The 21,736-nt window shown below is 65.9% G+C and carries 24 protein-coding genes and 2 pseudogenes; 5 read left to right on the top strand and 21 right to left on the bottom strand.

The genetic code is table 11. The annotated features are described in order from the left end of the window. Complete coding sequence (locus CAF53_RS13185; RefSeq protein WP_100238285.1) at positions 1–879, bottom strand: UDP-2,3-diacylglucosamine diphosphatase; 879 nt, start codon at positions 877–879, stop codon at positions 1–3. Positions 880–1,135: 256 nt separating this feature from the next. After that, complete coding sequence (locus CAF53_RS13180) at positions 1,136–2,140, bottom strand: NAD(P)H-quinone oxidoreductase (protein WP_100238284.1); 1,005 nt, start codon at positions 2,138–2,140, stop codon at positions 1,136–1,138. 97 nt (positions 2,141–2,237) lie between these two features. Here CAF53_RS13180 and CAF53_RS13175 point away from each other — a divergent pair, with 97 nt between their 5' ends. From CAF53_RS13175 to CAF53_RS13165, 3 genes are all read left to right on the top strand, one after another. Further along, entirely contained in the window at positions 2,238–2,435 is a 198-nt protein-coding gene (locus CAF53_RS13175; protein ID WP_046764895.1) for a DUF1192 domain-containing protein, read from the top strand. Positions 2,436–2,607: 172 nt separating this feature from the next. Then, the gene (gene clpA, locus CAF53_RS13170; protein ID WP_100238283.1) at positions 2,608–4,926 is read left to right on the top strand and encodes an ATP-dependent Clp protease ATP-binding subunit ClpA; all 2,319 of its coding nucleotides are present in this window, start codon (positions 2,608–2,610) and stop codon (positions 4,924–4,926) included. 123 nt (positions 4,927–5,049) lie between these two features. Then, complete coding sequence (locus CAF53_RS13165; RefSeq protein WP_100238282.1) at positions 5,050–5,679, top strand: glutathione S-transferase family protein; 630 nt, start codon at positions 5,050–5,052, stop codon at positions 5,677–5,679. 59 nt (positions 5,680–5,738) lie between these two features. Here CAF53_RS13165 and CAF53_RS13160 read toward each other — a convergent pair whose 3' ends face one another. Then, positions 5,739–6,476 (bottom strand): Bax inhibitor-1/YccA family protein, encoded by a 738-nt coding sequence (locus CAF53_RS13160; RefSeq protein WP_046764542.1) that lies wholly within the window; start codon positions 6,474–6,476, stop codon positions 5,739–5,741. A gap of 119 nt (positions 6,477–6,595) precedes the next feature. Between CAF53_RS13160 and thpR the strand changes: the two genes are divergently transcribed. After that, positions 6,596–7,135 (top strand): RNA 2',3'-cyclic phosphodiesterase, encoded by a 540-nt coding sequence (thpR, locus tag CAF53_RS13155; RefSeq protein WP_046764543.1) that lies wholly within the window; start codon positions 6,596–6,598, stop codon positions 7,133–7,135. A gap of 46 nt (positions 7,136–7,181) precedes the next feature. On the opposite strand, the gene CAF53_RS13150 is transcribed toward thpR, so the two are convergent. The 11 genes and pseudogenes from CAF53_RS13150 to CAF53_RS13100 all read right to left on the bottom strand — a co-directional run bounded on the left by CAF53_RS13150 (position 7,182) and on the right by CAF53_RS13100 (position 17,026). Beyond that, positions 7,182–7,733: a superoxide dismutase family protein gene (locus CAF53_RS13150; RefSeq protein WP_100238812.1), complete on the bottom strand. Its 552-nt coding sequence runs from the start codon at positions 7,731–7,733 to the stop codon at positions 7,182–7,184. Positions 7,734–7,952: 219 nt separating this feature from the next. Then, complete coding sequence (locus CAF53_RS13145) at positions 7,953–9,029, bottom strand: OmpA family protein (RefSeq protein WP_046764544.1); 1,077 nt, start codon at positions 9,027–9,029, stop codon at positions 7,953–7,955. Between the two features lie 179 nt (positions 9,030–9,208). Beyond that, the gene (locus tag CAF53_RS13140; protein WP_100238281.1) at positions 9,209–9,712 is read right to left on the bottom strand and encodes a DUF2793 domain-containing protein; all 504 of its coding nucleotides are present in this window, start codon (positions 9,710–9,712) and stop codon (positions 9,209–9,211) included. 38 nt (positions 9,713–9,750) lie between these two features. Beyond that, positions 9,751–11,949 carry a phage tail protein gene (locus tag CAF53_RS13135; protein WP_100238280.1) on the bottom strand — a complete coding sequence of 733 codons (2,199 nt, stop codon included), beginning with the start codon at positions 11,947–11,949 and terminating at the stop codon, positions 9,751–9,753. 8 nt (positions 11,950–11,957) lie between these two features. Next, positions 11,958–12,329 carry a C40 family peptidase gene (locus tag CAF53_RS13130; RefSeq protein ID WP_197707411.1) on the bottom strand — a complete coding sequence of 124 codons (372 nt, stop codon included), beginning with the start codon at positions 12,327–12,329 and terminating at the stop codon, positions 11,958–11,960. Further along, complete coding sequence (locus CAF53_RS13125; RefSeq protein ID WP_100238279.1) at positions 12,326–13,141, bottom strand: DUF2163 domain-containing protein; 816 nt, start codon at positions 13,139–13,141, stop codon at positions 12,326–12,328. Before CAF53_RS13125 ends, CAF53_RS13130 begins: the two co-directional genes overlap by 4 nt. Beyond that, positions 13,138–15,487: pseudogene (locus tag CAF53_RS13120) on the bottom strand (DUF2460 domain-containing protein). Before CAF53_RS13120 ends, CAF53_RS13125 begins: the two are co-directional and overlap by 4 nt. Next, positions 15,484–16,023: a tail tape measure protein gene (locus CAF53_RS13115; RefSeq protein ID WP_100238810.1), complete on the bottom strand. Its 540-nt coding sequence runs from the start codon at positions 16,021–16,023 to the stop codon at positions 15,484–15,486. Before CAF53_RS13115 ends, CAF53_RS13120 begins: the two are co-directional and overlap by 4 nt. Positions 16,024–16,110: 87 nt before the next feature. Then, a pseudogene (locus tag CAF53_RS13110) lies at positions 16,111–16,302 on the bottom strand (phage tail assembly chaperone); the annotation flags it as partial. After that, positions 16,299–16,622 carry a gene transfer agent family protein gene (locus CAF53_RS13105; RefSeq protein WP_046764552.1) on the bottom strand — a complete coding sequence of 108 codons (324 nt, stop codon included), beginning with the start codon at positions 16,620–16,622 and terminating at the stop codon, positions 16,299–16,301. The pseudogene CAF53_RS13110 and the gene CAF53_RS13105, both read right to left, overlap by 4 nt. Beyond that, complete coding sequence (locus tag CAF53_RS13100) at positions 16,619–17,026, bottom strand: phage tail protein (RefSeq protein WP_046764553.1); 408 nt, start codon at positions 17,024–17,026, stop codon at positions 16,619–16,621. Before CAF53_RS13100 ends, CAF53_RS13105 begins: the two co-directional genes overlap by 4 nt. A 58-nt stretch (positions 17,027–17,084) precedes the next feature. On the opposite strand from CAF53_RS13100, the gene CAF53_RS13095 reads away from it, so the two are divergent. After that, positions 17,085–17,408: a hypothetical protein gene (locus CAF53_RS13095; protein WP_066555616.1), complete on the top strand. Its 324-nt coding sequence runs from the start codon at positions 17,085–17,087 to the stop codon at positions 17,406–17,408. A gap of 3 nt (positions 17,409–17,411) precedes the next feature. Here the strand turns inward: CAF53_RS13095 and CAF53_RS13090 are convergent, their stop codons facing one another. The 7 genes from CAF53_RS13090 to CAF53_RS13060 form a co-directional block, all read right to left on the bottom strand. Then, positions 17,412–17,807, bottom strand: coding sequence for a DUF3168 domain-containing protein (locus CAF53_RS13090; RefSeq protein WP_100238278.1), 396 nt, complete (start codon positions 17,805–17,807; stop codon positions 17,412–17,414). After that, positions 17,807–18,004 carry a hypothetical protein gene (locus tag CAF53_RS13085; RefSeq protein WP_242443439.1) on the bottom strand — a complete coding sequence of 66 codons (198 nt, stop codon included), beginning with the start codon at positions 18,002–18,004 and terminating at the stop codon, positions 17,807–17,809. The genes CAF53_RS13090 and CAF53_RS13085 overlap by 1 nt, the downstream gene beginning before the upstream one ends. Then, positions 18,004–18,489 carry a phage head-tail connector protein gene (locus tag CAF53_RS13080; RefSeq protein ID WP_100238276.1) on the bottom strand — a complete coding sequence of 162 codons (486 nt, stop codon included), beginning with the start codon at positions 18,487–18,489 and terminating at the stop codon, positions 18,004–18,006. The genes CAF53_RS13085 and CAF53_RS13080 overlap by 1 nt, the downstream gene beginning before the upstream one ends. Before the next feature lie 123 nt (positions 18,490–18,612). Beyond that, a complete protein-coding gene (locus tag CAF53_RS13075) occupies positions 18,613–19,725 on the bottom strand; it encodes a phage major capsid protein (RefSeq protein WP_100238275.1) in 1,113 nt (370 codons plus the stop codon). A 125-nt stretch (positions 19,726–19,850) separates the two neighbouring features. Continuing rightward, positions 19,851–20,243 (bottom strand): HK97 family phage prohead protease, encoded by a 393-nt coding sequence (locus CAF53_RS13070; RefSeq protein WP_100238274.1) that lies wholly within the window; start codon positions 20,241–20,243, stop codon positions 19,851–19,853. Further along, complete coding sequence (locus CAF53_RS13065) at positions 20,236–20,556, bottom strand: DUF6127 family protein (RefSeq protein ID WP_100238273.1); 321 nt, start codon at positions 20,554–20,556, stop codon at positions 20,236–20,238. The genes CAF53_RS13070 and CAF53_RS13065 overlap by 8 nt, the downstream gene beginning before the upstream one ends. Positions 20,557–20,579: 23 nt before the next feature. Beyond that, positions 20,580–21,704, bottom strand: coding sequence for a phage portal protein (locus CAF53_RS13060; RefSeq protein ID WP_100238272.1), 1,125 nt, complete (start codon positions 21,702–21,704; stop codon positions 20,580–20,582). Between the last annotated feature and the right edge of the window lie 32 nt (positions 21,705–21,736).

The following is a 21,736-nucleotide window of genomic DNA, read 5'->3' as shown; positions in this document are numbered from 1 at the left end:
TCAAGCCGCGATCCGCGCCGGCTCGTCCTTGGCCCGCGCGGCGATCTCGTCCGCCCAGTGCAGCACTTCCATCCGGCCGTCGAAATGCTCGACCAGCGCGGTGCAGCCCTCCACCCAGTCGCCGTCATTATAATATTGGATCCCGGCGATCTCGCGCATCTCGGCATTGTGGATATGGCCGCAGACCACCCCGTCGACGCCGCGCGATCCGGCTTCGTGCGCCACCACCTCCTCGAAGCGGGAGATGAATTCGACCGCATTCTTGACCTTGTGCTTGGCCATCTTGCTGAGCGACCAATAGGGCAGCCCCATGCGCTGCCGCACGGCGTTCACGACGACGTTGACGCGCATCAGCATGGTATAGGCAGCGTCGCCCACGAAGGCGAGCCAGCGATGGGCCAGCATGATCGTGTCGAACTCGTCGCCATGCAGCACCAGCAACTTGCGGCCGTCGGCGGTTTCATGGATCGCCTTGCGCCGGATTTCCACCCCGCCGAAGCTGAGGCCGGTGAACTGGCGGAACATCTCGTCATGATTGCCGGGGATGTAGACGACGCGGGTCCCGCGCTTGGCGCGCTTCATGACACGCCATACGACGTCGTTATGCGCGGCGGGCCAGTAGAAGCGCCTCTTGAGCCGCCAGCCGTCGATGATGTCGCCCACCAGATACATGGTATCGCTGTCCACGCTGTCGAGGAAGTCGATCAGCATCCTCGCATTGCAACCGCGCGTGCCGAGATGGATGTCAGAAATCCAGATCGTGCGATAGCGACGGCGCTGGCCTTCCCGCTCGGGGATGGCGAACCGGCCGTCGGTGGCATCATCGCCCTCCGACAAACCAACGTCCGCCAGAAATGGCAGGCGTGTGATGGCGTTCATGATGCGACCCCTGAGCTGTTTCCCTCAGGAGCGAATCCATAGCGCCGCCATGTTACAAATCCGCATCGAATGTGACGAAAATGCTACGGTTTCCGGGATTTCGGGTCAATGGAAACGGCGCTAAATCCGTCATCCGGCGAAAGCGGGGATTTGAGGAGGATGCGCGCAAGATGGCCTGAGACCCCAGCTTTCGCCGGGGTGAGGGCCGATGGGAATGTCCGCCTCCCACCCAAAACGGAAACATGTCCGCCAGCGGTCACACCGTCAGCACGATCTTCCCGAAATGGTCCCCCGCATCCATGCATGCATGCGCCTTGGCCGCATCAGCCAGGGAAAAGCGGCTGTCCATCGCGGGCCGCAACCTGCCCTGCTCGACGAAGGTCCACACCACCCGCATCAGTTCGTCGGCCACCAGGCTCTTGAACGCGACCGAACGCGGGCGCAGCGTCGATCCGGTCAAGGTCAACCGCCTGCTCATCAGCGTGGGAAGAAAGACGGTCGCCTTCGGCCCGCCCATCACGGCGATGGAGACATGACGGCCATCTTCGGCAAGGCACTGGATGTTGCGCGGCACATAATCGCCGCCGACCATGTCGAGCACCGCCTGAACCCCTTGCCCTCCTGTGATCCGCTTCACTTCCTCGACAAAATCATGCGTGCGGTAATTGATCGCATGGTCCGCGCCCCACGCCTTCGCCTGCTCGCATTTCCCGTCGCTGCCGCAGGTGACGATCACCTTGATATCGAACAGATTGCAAAGCGAAATCGCCATGGTACCGATGCCGCTGGTGCCGCCATGGACCAGCACCGTGTCGCCTTCCACCACATAAGCGCGCTCGAACAGGTTGCTCCACACCGTGAACAGCGTCTCAGGCAAGGCCGCCGCTTCCACCAGATCGTAGCCGTCCGGCACCGGCAGGCATTGCCCGGCGGGCGCGACCGCATATTCGGCATAGCCCCCACCCGGCAACAAAGCGCAGACCTGCTGCCCGACCAGCAGTTCCGCACTGCCGCCGGCGGCGACGATGAAACCGGAAACCTCCAGCCCCGGAATGTCCGGCGCGCCCGGCGGCGGCGGATATTTCCCCTGCCGCTGCATCACGTCCGGCCGGTTCACGCCCGCGGCGGCAACCTTGATCAGCACCTCGTCGGGACCCGGCACGGGAACGGGCCGCCGCTCAGGCACCAGCGCCTCCGGCCCTCCCGGAACCGGGATACCGATGGCCGTCATTTCGCCCGGAATTGCGTTCTTCTCGGCCATTGGCTGCCCCCGCGGCAATTGTTGCACCGCACCTAAATTGGCGGGCGGAATGGAGGCCTTATTGACAGACTGGTCCGCAGGGTCAACATTGCACCTCATGGACATGGATGACGATCGCCCGAGAAAGGCCGATGATCCGCTGGCCCAACTGCTCCGACAGGATCTGGGCCCGTTGTCCGTGGCCGATCTCGAAGCGCGAGTCCTCGCGCTGGAGGGCGAAATCGCCCGCATCCGATCGAAGATTGAAAACGCCGTTAACCACAAAGCAAGTGCCGAGGCGTTATTCAAGCGATGAACCCGCGCCCCGCCCCCTGCGATTCCCTTGAGAATTTCACTCGGAGGGATTTCATTGGGCAAGGGCAGTCTGGCAATTCCGATGGTCTCGGGTCGCACCTTGATCCATCGTCGAGCAATGCCGACATATGGTTCAAGTACAGCCCCTCTTTGGGGTCAGGAGTATAAAAGACATGCCATCTTTCGCATCCGCCCTTGAAACCACCCTGCATAATGCGCTGACCCACGCGTCCGAGCGGCGTCACGAATATGCGACGCTGGAGCATTTGCTGCTCGCGCTGATCGACGATGAACATGCGTCGAAGGTGATGCAGGCCTGCGGTGTGGAGCTTGGCGAGCTTTCCGATGCGGTGACGCAATATCTCGACACGGAACTGGACAGCCTCAAGGTGGAGGGCGCGAGCGATCCCTCCCCGACCAGCGGCTTCCAGCGTGTCGTCCAGCGCGCGATCCTGCACGTCCAGTCTTCCGGCAAGGATGAGGTGACGGGAGCCAATGTGCTCGTCGCGCTTTTCTCCGAGCGGGAGAGCTATGCCGTCTACTTCCTCCAGCAGCAGGATATGAGCCGCCTCGATGCGGTCAGCTATATCAGCCATGGCGTGGGCAAGGGCACTGCGGCGCCCGAAACCCGCGAGACCAAGGGCGCGCAGGAAGAGGAAAAGAAGGCGCAGGACAGCAAGGGCAAGAAGGACAGTGCCTTGGAGCAGTTCACCGTCAACCTCAATGAGAAGGCGGCGCGGGGCAAGGTTGACCCGCTGATCGGCCGCGCTTCGGAAGTCGACCGGACGATCCAGATCCTCTGCCGCCGGTCGAAGAACAACCCGCTCTATGTGGGCGATCCGGGCGTGGGCAAGACCGCGATTGCGGAAGGTCTGGCGCGCAAGATCGTCGAGGGCGAGGTGCCCGACGTCCTCAAGGAAGCGGTGATCTACTCGCTCGACATGGGTGCACTCCTGGCCGGCACCCGCTATCGCGGCGATTTCGAGGAGCGACTGAAGGCGGTCGTCACCGAACTGGAAAAGATGCCGCACGCGGTTCTCTTCATCGATGAGATCCATACGGTGATCGGCGCGGGCGCGACCAGCGGCGGCGCGATGGATGCCTCGAACCTGCTGAAGCCCGCTCTGTCGGGCGGCACGATCCGCTGCATCGGCTCCACCACCTACAAGGAGTTCCGCAACCATTTCGAGAAGGACCGGGCCCTGCTGCGCCGGTTCCAGAAGATCGACGTCAACGAACCGACGATCGATGACACGATCAAGATTCTCGCGGGGTTGCGCAGCGCCTTCGAAGAGCATCACAACGTCAAATACACGCCCGACGCGATCAAGGCGGCGGTGGAGCTATCGGCGCGCTACATCAACGACCGCAAGTTGCCCGACAAGGCCATCGACGTGATCGACGAGGTCGGCGCGATGCAGATGCTGGTTGTGCCCAGCAAGCGCAAGAAGACGATCACGCCCAAGGAGATCGAGCAGGTCATCGCGACCATGGCCCGCATCCCTCCCAAGACCGTTTCGGCAGACGACAAGTCGGTGCTCGAAACCCTCGACACGGATTTGAAGCGGGTCGTCTTCGGCCAGAACCGGGCGATCGAGGTGCTGTCCTCCGCAATCAAGCTGTCACGCGCGGGCCTGCGTGATCCGGACAAGCCGATCGGCAACTATCTCTTCTCCGGCCCTACCGGCGTCGGGAAGACGGAAGTCGCACGCCAGCTCGCCACGCTGCTCGGCATCCCGCTCCAGCGTTTCGACATGTCGGAATATATGGAACGCCACTCGATCAGCCGCCTGATCGGCGCCCCTCCGGGCTATGTCGGCTATGACCAGGGTGGCCTGCTGACCGATGCGGTCGACCAGAATCCGCACAGCGTCCTGCTGCTCGATGAAATCGAGAAGGCGCATCCCGACCTGTTCAACATCCTCCTGCAGGTGATGGACAATGGCCGCCTGACCGATCACCACGGCAAGACGGTGGATTTCCGCAACACCATCCTCATCATGACCACCAATGCCGGTGCGTCGGACATGGCGAAGGAAAGCATCGGCTTTGGCGAACTCACCCGCGAGGATGCGCAGGAAGACGCGGTGAAGAAACTCTTCACCCCCGAATTCCGCAACCGCCTCGATGCCATCGTGCCCTTCGGCTATCTGCCGCCGGAAATCGTGGCGCGGGTCATCGACAAGTTCGTGCTCCAACTCGAACTGCAACTGGCCGACCGCGACGTCCACATCACCCTGGACGACGACGCGAAGGCATGGCTCACCAAGCGCGGCTATGACAAGCTGTACGGCGCCCGCCCGATGGGCCGCCTGATGCAGGAGAAGATCAAGCAGCCGCTGGCCGAGGAACTGCTGTTCGGCAAGCTGGTCCATGGCGGCGAGGTCCATGTCCGGCTGAAGGACGATGCCCTCGCCTTCGAAATCACCCCCGCCGCTCCCAAGAAGGGCAAGAAGGGTGGGAAGGCCAAGCCAGCGGAATCGGCGAAGTAAAAACCTCCCCAAGCGGATGGAAAGGGCGGCCCAACGGGTCGCCCTTTTTCTTGGGCAATGATAAAAGCTCCGAAGCCGCCGTCCCATCCAGCGACACGCCCGCTGACCTCAGGAGAGCATGCCATGGCCGAAACCATCACCTTCTACACCAACCCCATGTCACGCGGACAGATCGCCCGCTGGATGCTGGAAGAAATCGGCCAACCCTATGAGATGATCCTGCTGGATTATGACGGTGGAATGAAGTCCGCCGATTATCTGGCGATCAACCCCATGGGCAAGGTTCCGGCGATCGTCCATGCCGGCAAGGTCGTGACGGAATGCGCCGCCATCTGCGCCTATCTGGCCGACGCTTTCCCGACCGCGAACCTCGCGCCGCCGACGGACAAGCGCGCCGACTATTATCGCTGGCTCTTCTTCGCCGCCGGCCCGGTCGAAGCCGCCGTTACAAACAAGGCGCTGGGCTTTGTCGTCCCGGAAGGTCGTGAGCGCATGGCAGGCTATGGCACGTTCGACCACGCGATCAACGCACTGGAGTCCGCCGTATCCGGCCCCGCCTGGATTTGCGGCGACAAGTTCACCGCCGCCGACGTCTATGTCGGGTCGCAGGTCGATTGGGGCCTCAGCTTCGGCACCATGCCCAGCCGCCCCGCTTTCGAAGCCTATGCCGCCCGCTTGCGCGAACGCCCGGCCTATAAACGGCAGAAGGAACTGGACAACGCCCTGATCGCAAAGATGCAGAAACCCGCATAAAGCAAAAGGCCCGGCGGAGAACGCTCAGCCGGGCCTTTACTCGATCTGCGCTATCGCGCTCAGTTCCGCTGGCTGCCCATGAAGCGCAGCAGGAACAGGAACATGTTGATGAAGTCGAGATAGAGGTTCAGCGCCCCCATCACCACCGACTTGCCCATCATCTCCGTGCCGGCGACATGGGCATAGATGCTCTTGATCTTCTGCGTGTCATAGGCCGTCAGGCCCGCGAACAGCAGCACGCCGATGAAGCTGATCACCATGTTCATCGCGCTCGACCGGAAGAAAAGGTTGATGAGGCTGGCGACCAGCAACCCGACCACACCCATGATCAGGAAGGTGCCGAAGGCCGAAAGATCGCGCTTGGTCGTATAGCCCCAGAGGCTCAGCCCCGCAAAGGCCGCCGCCGTCGCGAAGAAGGTCTGGGCCACCGACGTCCCGGTATAGACCAGCAGGATGGACGAGAGCGACAGGCCCATCACCGCCGCATAGGCCCAGAACATCGCCTGCATCGCGACCGTCGACAAACGGTTCACGCCAAAGCTCATGACCATCACGAACAGCAAGGGCGCGAACATGATGACATATTTCAATATGCCGGGGCCCGCCAGGATCTGATAGGCGAGCCCGCTCGACGCGAACAGCATCGCGACCAGGCCGGTCAGCAGCACACCGCTCGCCATATAATTGTAAACCGACAGCATATAGCTGCGCAGGCCGGCGTCATACGCCTCCCCGCGCGCAACCGTCGTGCCGCCAAAACCCGCAAGGTCGGAACGCGGATCGGACCAATTGGCCATGGGATAATCTCCTTCACCGGCGTTACACAGCCGACACCCCTATTATCGGCTCATCCCGCCATATATTCAAGCCGGTAGCGCAACCTGACTTATAGCGATGGAAGGGCTATAGGAAAATCATGCACCGCCTTTTCGTCGCCATCCGTCCCCCGGCCGATGTCCGTACCGAACTGCTCGACCTGATGAACGGCATTACGGGCGCGCGCTGGCAGGAGGACGAGCAACTGCACCTCACCCTGCGCTTCGTCGGAGAGGTCGACCGGCATCGGGCCAACGACCTGGCCGATGCGCTCGGCAGCGTGCGATTTTCACCCTTCGACATCGCCCTGGCCGGCGTCGGCTGTTTCGACCGGAAGGGCCATGTCCACACGCTATGGGCCGGTGCCCAGCCGCGCGATCCGCTCGCCCAGCTTCACCAGAAGGTCGACCGCGCCTGCGTCCGTGCCGGCCTGCCACCGGACGAGCGCAGCTATTTGCCGCATGTCACGCTCGCCCGCTTCGGCCGCACCGTCGGCTCCATGGAGGCGTTCATGGCTCGCCACGCCGGCCTGACAAGCCCGCCCTTCACCGTCGAAGAATTCACCCTCTTCGAAAGCCAACTCGGCCCGGCCGGCTCCACCTATCACATGGTCGAACGCTACCGGGCCGACACGGCATAGCCGCCAAACGGCGCGACTTCCCCCCGCGCCGTCTCGCCCCGAGGGCCTATCCCGCCGTCAACACGCCGCAGGCGATACGCCCGCCCGCATTGCCCGCCGGGTCGGTCTTGTTGTCGTCGGCCTGCGCATGGATGACGATCGCCGCGCCATCACCATCCATCAACGGAGTCGCACCACCGCTGATGGTCCCCCCGGGAATGACATATTCCATCTCGCCCATACCATCCGCACCGGCGATCATGTTCGGCATATCGCCCATATGCATGCCGTCGGGATTATCCTTGCCATGCTTGTGCCCGGTCGGGTTCCAATGCCCTCCCGCGCTTGTGAAGTCGGGCGCCGTGCAGACCCCGACAGTGTGGATATGCACCGCATGCATGCCCGGGGTCAGACCTTGCGCATGCACGACGACATGCAGGCCGTCGCCCGCCTGTGTCACCATCGCCTCCCCGCGCGCGGAACCATCTCCGGCGAGCAATTTGGCATGCGCCATCGGCGCCGCGGTATCGGCATCGGGGGCACCGGCCGACGAACTCGTCGCGCATGCCGACGTCAGGACGGCCAGTGGCAATGCCAACAGGATTGCGGCAATTTTCATGATGAACAAACTCCCGAAAAGGACGCTGCCGGACGAACGCGGCTGGACGGCATTTTGTTGCCCAGCCGATCCGAATTGTCATCCGATTTCCGCCTTCATGCAGCCCCCATCAACATCGGACGGCCTCCACCAGGACGCGGCGGCGACCATTGCACAGAAAAAGGGGCCGGTCTCTCGACCAGCCCCTCGATCCTCTTCCATCCCGAAGGATGGAAAATCTTACTGACCCGAACCCGGACCGTAGGTGATTTCCACGCGACGGTTCTGCAGTTCGCGAACGCCGTCGGCGGTTTCGACGCGGGGGTTCGATTCACCGAACGCCTGGGTCGTGATCACGCCGTCAGGGATGCCCTTCGAAGCGACATAGGCCTTAACGGCGTCAGCACGACGCTGCGACAGACCGACGTTGTACGAGGCCGAACCCGAACGGTCCGCATAGCCCGCCAGCATGACCTGGGCGCTGCCGCAGTTGCTGTAGGCCGAAACCGCGTTGTCCAGAATGGTGGCGGCATCAGGCGTGATGTCCGACTTGTCCCATTCGAAGAAGACGATGTACGGCCCAGGGCTGCACTCGGCCACCGGCGGCGGAGGCGGCGGGGGCGGAGGCGGCGGGGGAGGCGGCGGCGGCGGGGGCGGCGGCGGAGCAGCCGGTTCACCACCGAAGTTGTAGGTCAGACCCAGCAGCAGGCTGTGGGTGCGCAGCTTGGTGTCAACCGACGAACCGGCGGGGCCACCGATGGTGGTGTAGGCCGGGATCAGCTTGATATTGTCCTGGTTGAAGAAGCGATACTTCAACGAGACGTCGACATGGTTGGTCAGCGGATAGCGAACGCCGGCGATCGCCTGCCAGGCGAAACCGGTGTCGGAATCGTTGACCAGGTCGTTGGCCAGCTTGCCGCGCGAAACGCCGACACCGCCGCCGACGAAGCCCTGCAGGCCATCATCGGGACCGAAGTCGAGCAAGCCGTTCAGCATGAACGACAGGGCCGAAGCCGAACCACCGAAGCCGCTCTTGTCGAGGTCGACCTTGGCGCGCTTGTAGGCCGCCTCGGCTTCCAGACGGAAACCGCCAAAGTCGTAACCGATATTGGCGTCGCCATCCCAGCCCTTGTGGTAGTCCACGCCGGCAACCGTGTTGCTGGCGGCACCGGCATTACCGGGGGTGAAGGTGATGTCCTGATCTTCGACGAGAACAACGCCGGAGTCGATGCCGACATACCAGCTATTGTCACGCGCCAGGGCCGGGGTGGCCAGGGCGCTGGTCGCAAGCACAGCCGCGAGGGCAAGCTTCCGCATCTGAATTCCCCTTTCAAAAGTGTCACGAAGGACTGCTGAAACCCTGTATCGGCTAGAAAGTTTCATGGCAAGTCCACAATTGGGAAAACTGTTGCAAAAATAACGCAGTTACACCCGTTGCCGAGGCCCCAGAGGCTAATTCAAATACCCCCTCAGGTAAAAGATTTCCCCCCCGCAAGTCATGCGTAAATCAGGCCGTGCGTGCGCAGCGCATGCAGGATCGCGCCGATCGCGGATCGCGCTTCCCCATCGACCGTCGCGCCGCCCGACGGATCGGCTATGCCCGGCCCCCGTCCACCCACGATCCGATCACCCGCCACATACAGCCCGTCTTCCCGCACCGGCGCATCGGCCCAGCCCGCCCCCTCATGCCGCATGGCATATCCCCGATCGACCACCCAGAGCGAAAGGCCGGCCCGCGGCGTAACAAAGCGCCATCCCCCTTCGGTCCAGCATGCCACCATACCTTCCCGCCCGGCCCAATCGCCTGAAGCCCCCGCCGCCACGATCCAGCAATCCCCGATCGCGGGCGTCGCGGGCGGCGCATTCTCATCCGCGCTTGCCGCCGCACCATGCAGCAGCATGTCGATCCGGGTCAGCGCCTCGTTATGGAAAAGCTCCTTCTGGGCCTGCCCGGCGAAAAGCTTGGGCAGCGCCCAACGAAAAGTCGCGTCCATCACCATGATTCGATTGTCCTTTTTCCGCTCCAACGCCCAACCGTTCAGCCCGGCAGCATGATCCGCGCGGGGCGTCCCATCGCCTGGGAACCCATCTGCCGAATCTCCAGGGCCATCGTCCCCGCGCCACCCAGGTCGGCATCCCACATCGCCGCGGGATAGGCCCAGCCCGGCCGATCGACGACCACCCGCCGCACCACTTCCCCCGCCACGAGCATCCGCAACTCATAGCTTTCCCGATCCTCGCCCAACGGCACATCGGCGCCGCTGATCCAACGCCACCCGTTCCTGCTCCGCCGCGTCCAGCCGATCTTCCAGCCTCCTGTCCCATCGGCCTCGAACCAGGAATGCACCGGAGCCAGCGGCGTCACCGCCTCGCCGCTGACGATCAGGGCCGCCTCCGCCGGTTCCCCATCTCCGACACCGACCGCGGCGATCCGGACACTCCCGCCCATCTCCGCCCCGCCCCCCTGCACGGATAAGGGCTCGGCCAGCCGGTCCTGCTCCAGCATCAGAAAGCCCTCGCCCACTTCATGGCCATCCATCGCCCATTCCGTGCCGAACAGCCCACGGCGCAGCCCCCGCAGCCGGAAGCTCGCCGCGCCGGTCTGCACGGTTTCGGAAAACTGGATCACCTCCCGCCCGATCAGGCACAGATTGCGCCCCTGCGCCAACGCCGCCTCATCCGCCCCGCCCAATGTCATGTCTTCGGCCAGCAGCGTCACGTCGATGCTGTTGACGGCATCGACCAGCGTGACGCTTCCTTCAGGAAGCAGCGTATCGACCCGCCCCATCACCGCCCGCGGCGCCGTCCGCCCGGCGGGCATGGCTTCTCCCGTCCCGCTCATGATGAAGAGCGCCGCACTGCGCCAGCCTTCCCCGCCGCTTGCCGCCGCCGCGATGATCGGCGCCGTAGCGGCCACCTCGCCGATCGGCGGCAGGTCCGCCAGCATCAGCACCGTCGCCCCATGCGGCTGGTCCGCCTGCCGCACGAGACTTCCCGAAGATGCCCCCGCCGGGATCGCTCCGCCCGCCCCCGGCACGCGCCGCAGGCTCAGCCGCACCGCCATCGCCTCCCACTCGCGTTCCTCGATCCGCCACAGGCCCGGCACGCCTTCCACCGTCACCACATCGCCCGGCGCATGACGCAGCGCCGCCCAATCGCAACGCAGGGTCATGGCCGAACGCCGGGTCCACAGCCGCGCCATCTTCCACGCCGCCAGTTCGCGCGCGGCATCGCCCGACAGAACCGCCGCCAGTTCCAGGCCCTGCTCCATCCGCCCCGGGCCCGGCCGCACCACCCGCTGCACGCTCGCCTGATAATCCCGCGCCGCATCATGATAACGAACCGCCAACGCCGCGGGCACGGCATCGGCCGAGCCACCCGATCGCTCCACGCCGTCCAGCACCCTGCCATTGACCGACCGGCAAAGCGCGCCCACCCCGATCTCCGCCCCGGCCTGTGCAGACGCCGCCCAACGCAATCCCTCCTCTTCCCCCACAAAGGCAAGATCGAACGCCTCCGTCAGCGGCGCCAGCGCATCCCCCACATCCGTACCTCCCGCCGCCAGTCCGTCGACCGCCGCCAAGCCCTCCCCCGTCAGCAAGCCACCGCTCAACTCAGCCGCCATTTCCCCGATCGCCACCGCCCCCTCATCCGCCTCGACCTCGAAGGTCAGCGACGGAATGCGATTGCCATAGTCAGCCAGCGCCAGATCCTCGAACACCGCATAGGCCATCCCCCGATGCGCCGGTGTCAGCCCCACGCCCTCCGCCGCGGCGATCAACGGATCGACTGGCTGATCCTCACCACCCCGATGCAGGCGGAAAGCCCCCAGTTCGGTCTTGAAGTCCCCCGCCGCCCCGCGCAGCAGATTGCCGTCCGCCCATATCCGCCGCACGGCCCGAACCGCCCGTGCCGACAGCGCCACCGCAAAGCTCGCCGAATAGCTGTAGCTGGTGACGCTCGGCCGTCCCTTGCCGCCGCCGCTCCTGTGCTTCGTCTCCTGGAGGTCCGTCGCCCAGATCACCGTCCCCGCCACCCGCAGCGTCCCGAACAGCCGGGGCACCTGCGTCCCATAGGTCGATGTCTGCACCTGCATGTCGGTCAGCCGCCGTCCTTCGCGCCCCTTGGGCTTGAACAGCACCGCATGGTCAAGGCTGTTGCCGATCAGCCCGCCGACGGCAGCCCCCAGCGGCCCGCCAATGGCCGTGCCAAGAGCGGTCAAAACAATCGTCGCCATATCTTCCCCTATTCCGCCCGCCAGTAACCCAGCACCGGCCAGGGCGACTCCCCCGGCATCTCCGCGACACGCCCGACGCCCGCATGCGCATGGACATGCCCCCCCGGCACCACGATCATCAGATGCAGTTGCAAGGGTCCCGGCCGCACCAGCACCAGATCGCCACAACGCGCCGCGTCGACCCGCCGCAATCCAGCCGCCCGCAACCAGTCCGCCGCTTGGCTCTCATCCCCGGAACGCAGCCCATAGCCCTGCGGCGCCACCCGCCCCAGCACCAGCGCCGCCAGCCCGACGCAATCCAGCCCCCGCTCCGGCACCCGCCCATGCAGCCGGAAACGCACCCCCACCAGCGCCCGCGCCGCCGCGACGATCCCGCTCAAGCCGCGCCCGGATAGCGCGTCAGCAAATCCGTCCCCGGCAGATAAGGCTCACCGCGAAAATTCACGGCATTCCCAAACCGCCCCGCACAGGTCGCCAATTGCCGGTCGCACCCCTCGGTCAGCAGCGCCAGCATTCCCGCCCCCACCGCGAAAGGCGGCGGATCGGCCAAGGTCACGCCATCCGCATCATTATCGAGGATCCCCTGCACGATCCCGCCATTGGCCCCGGTCAACCACCGCAAAGTCCCGAAAGCATAAACCCCCGCCGCCAGCCCCGGCACGGCCACCACGGCATCCTCCACGCCCCCAACAGCCACCACCCGCCGCCGCCCGGCCAGATCGACCCGGCACTGCCGGTCCCCCAAGGCCGCCCGGCAATCCGGCGAGGTCGACGGCGCGACCGGCGCTTTCAACGCCGTCATCGCCCCAACCAGCTCCGCCGTGAAAGCTCCGGCCTTGCGCGCCACCGCCCCGATCTCCCCGCGCGCCAGCAACAGCCACAAATCGCCGGGCGCGTCCCACTCGGTCAATCGCAACTCCAGCGCCGCCCCGTCCCATCGCCCCGCCGCCAGGTCGGCCTCGCTGATCGCGTCGGACACCAGGGCGCCCTCCACATCGGCATCGCTCCCCTCGACGCCGATCCCGCTGCGCACGGCGGATGGCGTCATGCCCGGCGCCGCGCGATAGGGCACATGCCCGATCACCAGGTCGCGATCATGGCTCGTCAGCCCGATCGTCACCCCGTCCCGCCGCTCGATCCGCCAGCAAAAGGCCAGCGTCACCAGCGGCTTCTCCAAAGCCTCCAGACTCATTCCCTGATCTCCACCAGCGGCACCGAAGGCGCCTCGCCCGCCGCAAAGGTCGCGCGGTTGATGTCCAGCCGATCCTCGGCGAAACGAACCGGAACATCGAAACGAAAGCCCGCCGTCAGCATCGCGCCCTCCACAGGCGCGACATCGAAGGCGATCACCCCCAGCCCCGCATGGCTCCAGCCGTCCACCCTCTCGATCCCATCGACTGCGACCCGGATCGTCCCCGCGACCGGCCGCGTGATCCGCCGAACCTGCGCCTCTTCGCCAACACCATAGAAACGGCTCAGGGGAAATTCCGCCCGCACCCCGTCGCCAAGCCCCAGATGCTGGTCCAAAGGCCCCGGCACCCCGCCGATGCCGCAACTGCGATCGTCATAGGGATCGGTGAACCGGAACCCCCGCGCCGCTCCCCGCCGCGCCCGGAAGAAGGCGATCAGCACAGCCATGTCCGCTTCCGACCGCACCCCCGGCCCCGCATCGAAGGAAAGCCGCGCATCCGCCCAGTCGCTGCTCCGCCGCTCATGCCCGGACACGCTCTCCACGATCTGCGTCGAAAAGGCGGGCGCCACGCTCGCCTCCCGCCCTACGCCCAAAGGAAAAGCCACATCATCAAAGGCCTGCACATCATCCTCCCCATCCAGTCGGAAGCAGGTAAAGCCGTCCCGCGCGACCTGCGGCAGCGCCCAGACAAAGGTCGCCGCCGTCCCCCGCCGCACCGCCGCCTCCGCCGCCGCCGCAATCTCCCGCCAATGCACGGCATCCTCGCCGCGCAGCACGAAGCCCGAAAAATAATGCTGCTCCTCCACGGGATAACCCAGCCGCTCGACCGCCAGTTCGACCCCTCGCGCGGTGAGCCTCTCCCGCCCTTCCGTCACCCAGTCATAATCCTCCAGTTGCAACACATCGAAAGCGGGGAAAGCCCATCCAAGCGGCATGTTCGCCCGCTTCGCTTCCGGCGCCAGCGGATCGAGCACGGTGGGCAGATAGGCGAGCAAATGAGTCACCGCCCCCGGCGCCACCCTTGACCCAACCGCATAATGAAGCCGTCGAAGCCGCCAGCACCTCCCCCGCCCGGTCCAGCAGAGCCTTTTCCGGCCCGCTCAACACCCCCCGAACATCCGGCACCGAAACCAAAGCCCCACCCAAGGCCGCTCGCGCCGCATCGTCATACAGGCAGATGCGCCCGTCCGGCATCACCCACCACCAGGGTTCACCGACCTGAAACTTGATAGCCAATCCAGCCGACAACCCAATGGAAACAAAGGCACCCGCCACCAATCGCAGGTAACTCATCGCCCCGTCATGCGCCGGCGACAGCAAGGTCGAAGGCGGCGACCACCCCGTCAGCGCGGGCGAACCATCCTCGGCCCGCTGCTTCCAATCGTTCCAGCAATGCGCATCGAACAATTCATAGGATAGCGACCAGATCACCCCCAGCCCCAGCGCCTTGGCCCGCCGCGCAAAATCCGCATGCCAGGCCGCGCAAGGCGCATTCAACACGCCGCCCGCCAGACTGATGTAAAAACCGCCTCCCAGCGGTTCGAGCCGAAAATAATGGCTCATCCCGACATAATGATTGATGTCCCCGCGATACCCCAGCGCATGGATCGAAGCGACGATCCGCTCCGGCGTCTGGTTGAAGCAATCGTCGTAGCCCGTGGCCATCGACAGCCCATGCTCGGGCAGCACGACATCCCCCACCCGCAGCACCGACCCGGCGCCGTCGCATCTTATCCCCGAAAGCTCACACCACCCCTCAACCCCGCCGGCAAAAGCCGTGCTGCCGCCATCATAAGCCGGCGCGGCGAGCGAGATGAACATCCGATCGACATCCCCGGCCCAGACCGCCTCCCCCTCGCTCGACAGGAATCCGCTCTTCAGATCGGAAAAATCCAGCGTAATGACAGCATCTTCCGCCCCACCACTCGCATAATTCCACAAGCGCACATACCAGGCCCGTGCATGCCCTTCCGCATCCCGCCCCTCGATGGTCAGCGTCGGCCCATGCGTCTCGTCCAGCCGCCGCAGCCCCCCGCTCCGCCAGCGAAAGCGCAACACGCAGTCCCGAAAATCCCGATCCGTCTCATAGGCCAGCAGGGCATGGCTCCATCTGTCCTCCGCCTCCCAGATCAGCCCCGCCAGATCGCCCGACCCGTAGAAAACGGCATCCACGCGCAATCCCGGTCCAGAGGGTGCATCCGCGGCGGTCGTCACCACATTCGCCATCATCGGCCTGGGAAAATTGACCGTCCAATGCGTCGGCGCAAACCGCTTCATGAACCGCGCCTCCTGCCCCCGACGGGCATCGGCCAGCCAATATGCAAGCTTCTGTTTCCGGCCACTCATCCGCCAATCGCCCCCCTGACCGCCCGCGCGACCTGCCGCGCGCTGCGCGCCAGCAAACGCGCGCTATCCGCCCCCTGCCCCTGCACCGCGATGCTGACCCGCACGTCCCGCACGCCGCCGGCGCCATGGGGCACAACCTGCCCGCTCGCGGTCGGCACAAAGACCTCCGGCCCCCGTTCCCCCACGACATAGGCCCGCCCCGGCGCCACCGGCCCGCCGGTCGCCCGCCCCGGCAAACCCAGCACGGACGCGGCCAGCCCGACCAGACCGTCGCCCCCGACGCTGCCCATCCAGGTCCGCAAGGCGCTGGCCGCAATGTCATCCAACACCCGCAGGGCGATGGCCTTCAATTCCTCGAAGCCGAACTGCCCGGTCCGAACGGCCCGCAACAATCCCTGCTCGATCCGCCGCCCCGCGCGCTCGGCCCCGCTTGCCAGCGGTCCTTCCAACGCCCCGCGCATGGCGTCGACATCCTTGGCAAAAGCCTGCGTATCCGCCCGCACCCGCACGACCAGATTGTCGATCTCCTCGTCCATCCCGCCCTCGAATCCGAAAAAGAAAAAAAAAAGCCCCTCCCCTTCAGGGGAGGGGTTGGGGTGGGGGCGTGCCCCAGGCGCGTCGCCATCCGGCATCACCGCCTTCAACCTCTCCAACTCCCCGCGATCCATCCCGGCCTCCGGCTCCTCTTCCCCCCGCGCCGCCCGCAACACGCTCTCCAGTTCCGCGGGCGTCGCCCGCCAGAACTCATCCGGCCGCCACCCGAGCAGCCACCCCGCGACCCCGGCCAGCCGCGCCGCCGTTTTGAAAAAGCTCATCGTCCCCCCAGTATCTGGCCCAATATGCCCCGCAAAACCGGCGTCAGCTTCGCCAGCCCCGCCGCCACGATCGCCTCGCCCAAGGCTTCCCGCGTCAGCCCCGCGGGCGGCTCCGCCAGGCAATGCCAGAACAGCCCCGCCATCTCGGCCAGCGACAGCTTCCCCGCCGCCGCCCGCTCAACCAGGGAGAAGAGCGGCCCCAACTCCTCCTCAGCCGCCACCAAAGCCGCGAAACTGGGCCGCAGCACCAGCCGCTCCCCTCCCAGCTCCAGCGCGGCCTCGCCCCTGGCGGCATTGGGTGCCCCATTGGCCCCGCTCACAGCGACACCACCTGCCCCGAGCTTTCCAGGCTCAGCGCATAATTGCGCTCCCCATTATAATCCCCGGCATAATCGAGCCGCGTCACCAGAAAGCGCCCGCGCATCTTCTCGCCGCTTTCGAAGCTCAGCTCATAATCGCCGATGGTCCCCGCCAGCGCATGGTTGCGCAACCGCACCTCGGCCGCCGACCCGGTGAATATCCCCGCCGCCGACACGCTGACCGACCGCACCCCCGCGCCCGACAGCAGTTCGCGCCAGCCGCCCGAATCCTTGTTGGTGACGTTCACCGCCTCGCCATTGACGGATAGTTGCGTCGTGCGCATTCCGGCGACCGTCGCATAGGCCACTGGAGCCCCGCCATCCCCTATTTTCAATAGAAACGCGCTTCCTTTTTCCACGCCCATGGAGCATTCTCCTCTAAGATAAACCGTGCAAGATTCGGGATATGGAGAGAGGCCCAAAATGTTCGTGACCGCCCCCCTGATGCTGTTGCTGGCCGCCGCCCCGCAGAGCGGCGACGCCGTCGGCAACGGCCGCAAGACCTATTCGGCGTGCCTGGAAAAACAGATTCAGCCCGCGCTCGACAAGAAGATGTCGCTCAGTGATTTCCAGGCCTCTCTGAAGGCGCAGTGCGGCACACAGGAAACCGCCTTCCGCGCCGCCATCGTCGCGGACGACAAGTCGACCGGCATGTCGGAAAAGGATGCCCAGTCCGACGCGGACGACCAGATCAGCGAATATAGGGACAAGATCATCGGCGAGTTCGAGGACTATTCGAAGTCCTGATCGTCAGCCGCGCACCACGCGCAATCGATAGTCGACCAGCGCCTGCCATCCATCCCGCGTGCCTGTCCGCGACAGGCGCGACCGGACCAGCTGCGCACCGACAACCCGCCAGCCCTCCGCTGACCCAGCCGCCCGCAAGACCGCATCGACGCGCCCCAACAACCCCGCCAGCCGCGAAGGGCTTTCCCCCACATCGAACAGGCTGACGGTCAGGGTCAACTCGCGCCCCTCGACATCCTTCGCGCCCCAATCCAGCGCAACACAATCGCCCACCACGCCATAAGGCGCGCTGGCCCGTCCCGGCGTTCCATCGAACACCCCGTTCAACCCGGCCATCAAATCCGCATCGCCGCGCAAAGCCGCAACGACCGCCCCGCGTACCGCCACTTCCGCGCTCATCACCGCGCTCCTCCCGAATTCCGGCCCGCTTCGCGCAGCGCCAGATCGCCCATCCACCGCCGCTTCAATCCCCGCCCGGACAAGCGCACCACCTCGTCCTCGACCCGCGCCTCAACGCCCAGCGCGCCCGCCGCCGCGACGATCCCCCGCCGCCGCGCCTCGACCCGCTCCGCCGCCATCGCGCTTAGCCGATCCATCACGCCAGCCGCATCCGCCGCCAGGGCCGCCACAACGCGCTCACCACGGCGGGCGGCGTCGCCACCTCGCCATCGCGCGCCACGAAATGCTCCGCCGCCAGCCGCACGATCCCCTGCCGGATCGCCTCGGGCAGCGCGTCGACATCCCCGGCCAGCCCCGCGCGATAACGCACCGTCACCACGCCCGGCCCATCCACCAGCCGCGCCCGCACCCAGCCATCCCCCGCAGCATCGATATCGACCGCATAGGCATCGGCCGCCAAAGCCACGCCGCCGACCTCCACGCCCAAAATCGCCACCACCGGCCGCGCCGTCAGCCGCTGCCAGCTCCCATCGGCCATGATGGTTTCGGAAGCCTCCCGCACCACCAGCCACTGCCCGATAAACTGCTCGCAAAGCCCCGAAGCGCTCCCCAACAGCCGCTCCAGCACGCCATCCTCATCATCCGACCCGATCCGCAACCAGGCCTTGAGATCCGCCAACATGGCCCCTCCCCAAGAAAAAGGGGACGCCCCAAAGGACGCCCCCAAAATCCTTCTCCCTGCGGGAGAAGGATACGCAGCCTTACCGGCTCTGCCGGTTAGGCGAAGTTGGATGAGGGCGACCCTTTAGGAAGCCGCAAACTTCATCAACTTGATCGCCTCCGAATTCGCCACGGCCCCACCAATCCGCTTCACTGCATAGAAGTGGACAAAGGGCTTGTTGCTGAACGGATCGCGCAGGATGCTCGTCTCGCTCCGCTCCGAAATCACATAGCCCGTCTGGAAATTGCCAAAGGCGATCGACAGCGAACCCGCCGCGATATCCGGCATATCCTCAGCCTCGATCACCGGATAACCCAGCAAGGTCGCCGGCTGCCCCGCCGCCAATGAAGGCTGCCAGATAAAGGCTCCATCGCTGGTCTTCATCTTGCGAATGACCGCCAGCGTAGCCGAATTCATCACGAAACAGGCTCCCTGACGATAGGGCGCCCGCAGGCTCTGCACCAGATCGATCAGCTTGTCCTGACCCGAGGCCGTAAAAGCGCCCGAAGCCCCCGAAGCCACATATTGCAGCGACCCGAAAGCCCGCACGCTGTCCGCCTCATTGGTGGCGGTATAGGTCAGAAAGCCCTTGGGCTTGTTCGTCCCATTGCCGTTGACGAAGGCCGCGCCCTCCGCCGCCGCGAACTCGCGGGCGATCTCGCCCGCCAGCCAGCCCTCGACATCGAACTGCGCATCGTCCAGCATCGCCTGAGACGCCGCCGGATTGGCGTAAAGCTCACCCGAAGGCGGCACGATCTCGTTGAAGACAGGCGTCCCCGTCTCCGCCCGCGCCCCCGTCTCGCTGGCCCAGCCGGACACGATGCCGCCCGACGTCACCAGCTTGCGATAGCCCGCCGTCCCCGTCCGCACGACATTGGCGATCAAGCGAATGGGCGAAATGCCCTTCAGCGTCGCATCGATGATCTGGTCGATCTCCCGCGGCACCGCATAGCCGCCCGCCGCGCCCGAAGCCCCCGAAAAGCTCTTGAGCTCCACCCCCGCCTCAAGCCCCTGCCGCACATAGCGATCGACGAAAGCCGCCCTGTGCGGATCGACCGCCCCGCCCTTCACGCCATCCAGCGCTGGCCTCTGCTGCACCAACAAAGCCCCCTTCAGCGCGGCGACCTCGCTCTCCAGCCCCGCGATACGCTCACCCTGCACCACCGCATCAAAGCTCGCTTCCAACTGATCCGTCATCCACCACTCCCACGAAAAAGGGCGGCCCCACCGGACCGCCCGAACCATTCCTTCTCCCCGCGGGAGAAGGATACGAAGCCTTGCCAGCTCTGCTGGCCAGGCGAAGTTGGATGAGGGCGACGCCCCTATTCCACCGCAATCACCCGAGCCAGATCCTGCATCGGATGGGTGACGACACTCACCTCCACCACCTCCAGCCCCAGCAACTCCCGCGGCGCAACCCCACGCGCCTCCCGCACCCGATAGCCAAAGGACAAACCGTCCACCGCTTTCTCCCGAAGCGCGCGCCCAGCTTCCCGCCCGGCCGCCGTCCGCCCCGAAACCCGCCCGATCACGCGCAGGCCCCGTGCATCCTCCTCGACCTTCTCGACGGTCCCGATCACCTCCCCCGGCCGATGCTGCCACAACAGGGGCATCCCCGCCGCCACTCCGGCAAAGGCCCCCGCCCGCACCACGTCGCCGCCTCGATCCACCCGGTCGAACACCGCCGCATATCCGGCAAAGCGCACGTCACTCATGCACCAGCCCCAGCAAGCCCAGCTTCACCGCCATCCCCAGCAGCATCAGCGCCATCACCACACGCACGACCCACGCAACAACGGCCCCTCGCGCCGCCTTCTTCGCGTCCCGCCAAGCGCCCAGCAACTCGCGCAATTCCCGCACGTCATCCCGCGCTCCGCCATCGGCCAGCCCCAGCCGCTCCAGCGCCCGCCCCGCGCCCAGTTCGCTCGCCTCCTCGATCAGCGCCCGGATCATGACCATGTCCATGCCCACCGGCTGCGCCTCGGCCTGCGCCACCAGCCGCGCCAGCATCTCCCCATCATATTTCATCGCTCGCCTCCGCGCCTGCCGCCTCACCCGATCCCCAGCATCGCCCGCTTCTCCTCCGCCGACAGGAAATCCACCGCCGCCACCCGCTCCCAAAGCGCGCTCCGCTCCTCGAACAGCGCGGGCACCGCATCCAGATCCGCGCTCAGCCGCAATTCCGGCCACCAGGGCCGCAACCCCTGCGCCAACCCGCCGCAGATCTTCGCCACCAACGGCAATATCGTCTGCCGCCACAGCGCCCGATTGGCCTCGCGATAATTGGCGTAGCTATTGTCGCCCGGCAGCCCCATCAGCATCGGCGGCACCCCGAAAGCCAAAGCGACCTCCCGCGCCGCCGCCGCCTTCAACCCCACGAAATCCATCTCGGCGGGCGTCAGGCTCATCGCCTTCCAGTCGAGCCCGCCCTCCAGCAGCATCGGCCGCCCTGCATTGGCCGCGCCGGAAAAGGCGATCTCCATCTCCCGCTTCACCCGCTCGAACTGCTCCGGCGACATGACCGATCCATCCCCCGGCGCATAGACCATCGCCCCCGAAGGCCGCGCCGCATTGTCCAGCAGCGCCTTGTTCCAGACCGTCGCCGCATTGTGGATCGCCACCGCCCCCGCGGCCGCTCCCACACAGCCCAGCCCATAATGGTCGTCCAGCGGATGCAACGCCTTGAGATGAAGCACGCCGCCCGCAGGCGGCCCATTTTCGGGCAAAAGCCGCGTCACGCTCTCCCCCACGCGATAGAGATAGGCGGCGGGCCACCCCCGCGCATCCGCCTCCACGCTCACCCGCTCCGGCCGCAGCGCATATAGTTCCCCCGGCAACCCGTCCGCGCCGGCCAGCACCTGCACATAGGCATTGCCATGCAACAGCAGATGGCTGGCCAGCGTCTCGACCAGGCCCTGCCCCGCCGAACAATGCGTCACCAGCCGCATCACCCGCGCGGCATCCTCCACACCCGCAACGGCCAGGCCCGTCCCGCCAGCCCCCTCCGACACCAGCCGCAACGCCCGCTGCGCCACCGGATTCTGCATCACCCCGGCCCGCACCTGCGCCTCATAGCTTGCGGGCCACTCGCCCAAAGCCACCCCACCCGCACCCCAGGCACGCGCCAGTACCGGCCGCGCCGACTGGCGCGCCGCCTTCGTCCCGAACAATTTCATGGAAAAACCCCGCCCAAAAAAATCCTCGCCCC

It is taken from the genome of Sphingobium sp. LB126 (assembly GCF_002795205.1).
In the GTDB taxonomy this organism is placed as follows: domain Bacteria; phylum Pseudomonadota; class Alphaproteobacteria; order Sphingomonadales; family Sphingomonadaceae; genus Sphingobium; species Sphingobium chungbukense.
Note: the sequence above shows the minus strand (reverse complement) of the source record. Positions and strands in the feature narration are given on the sequence as shown.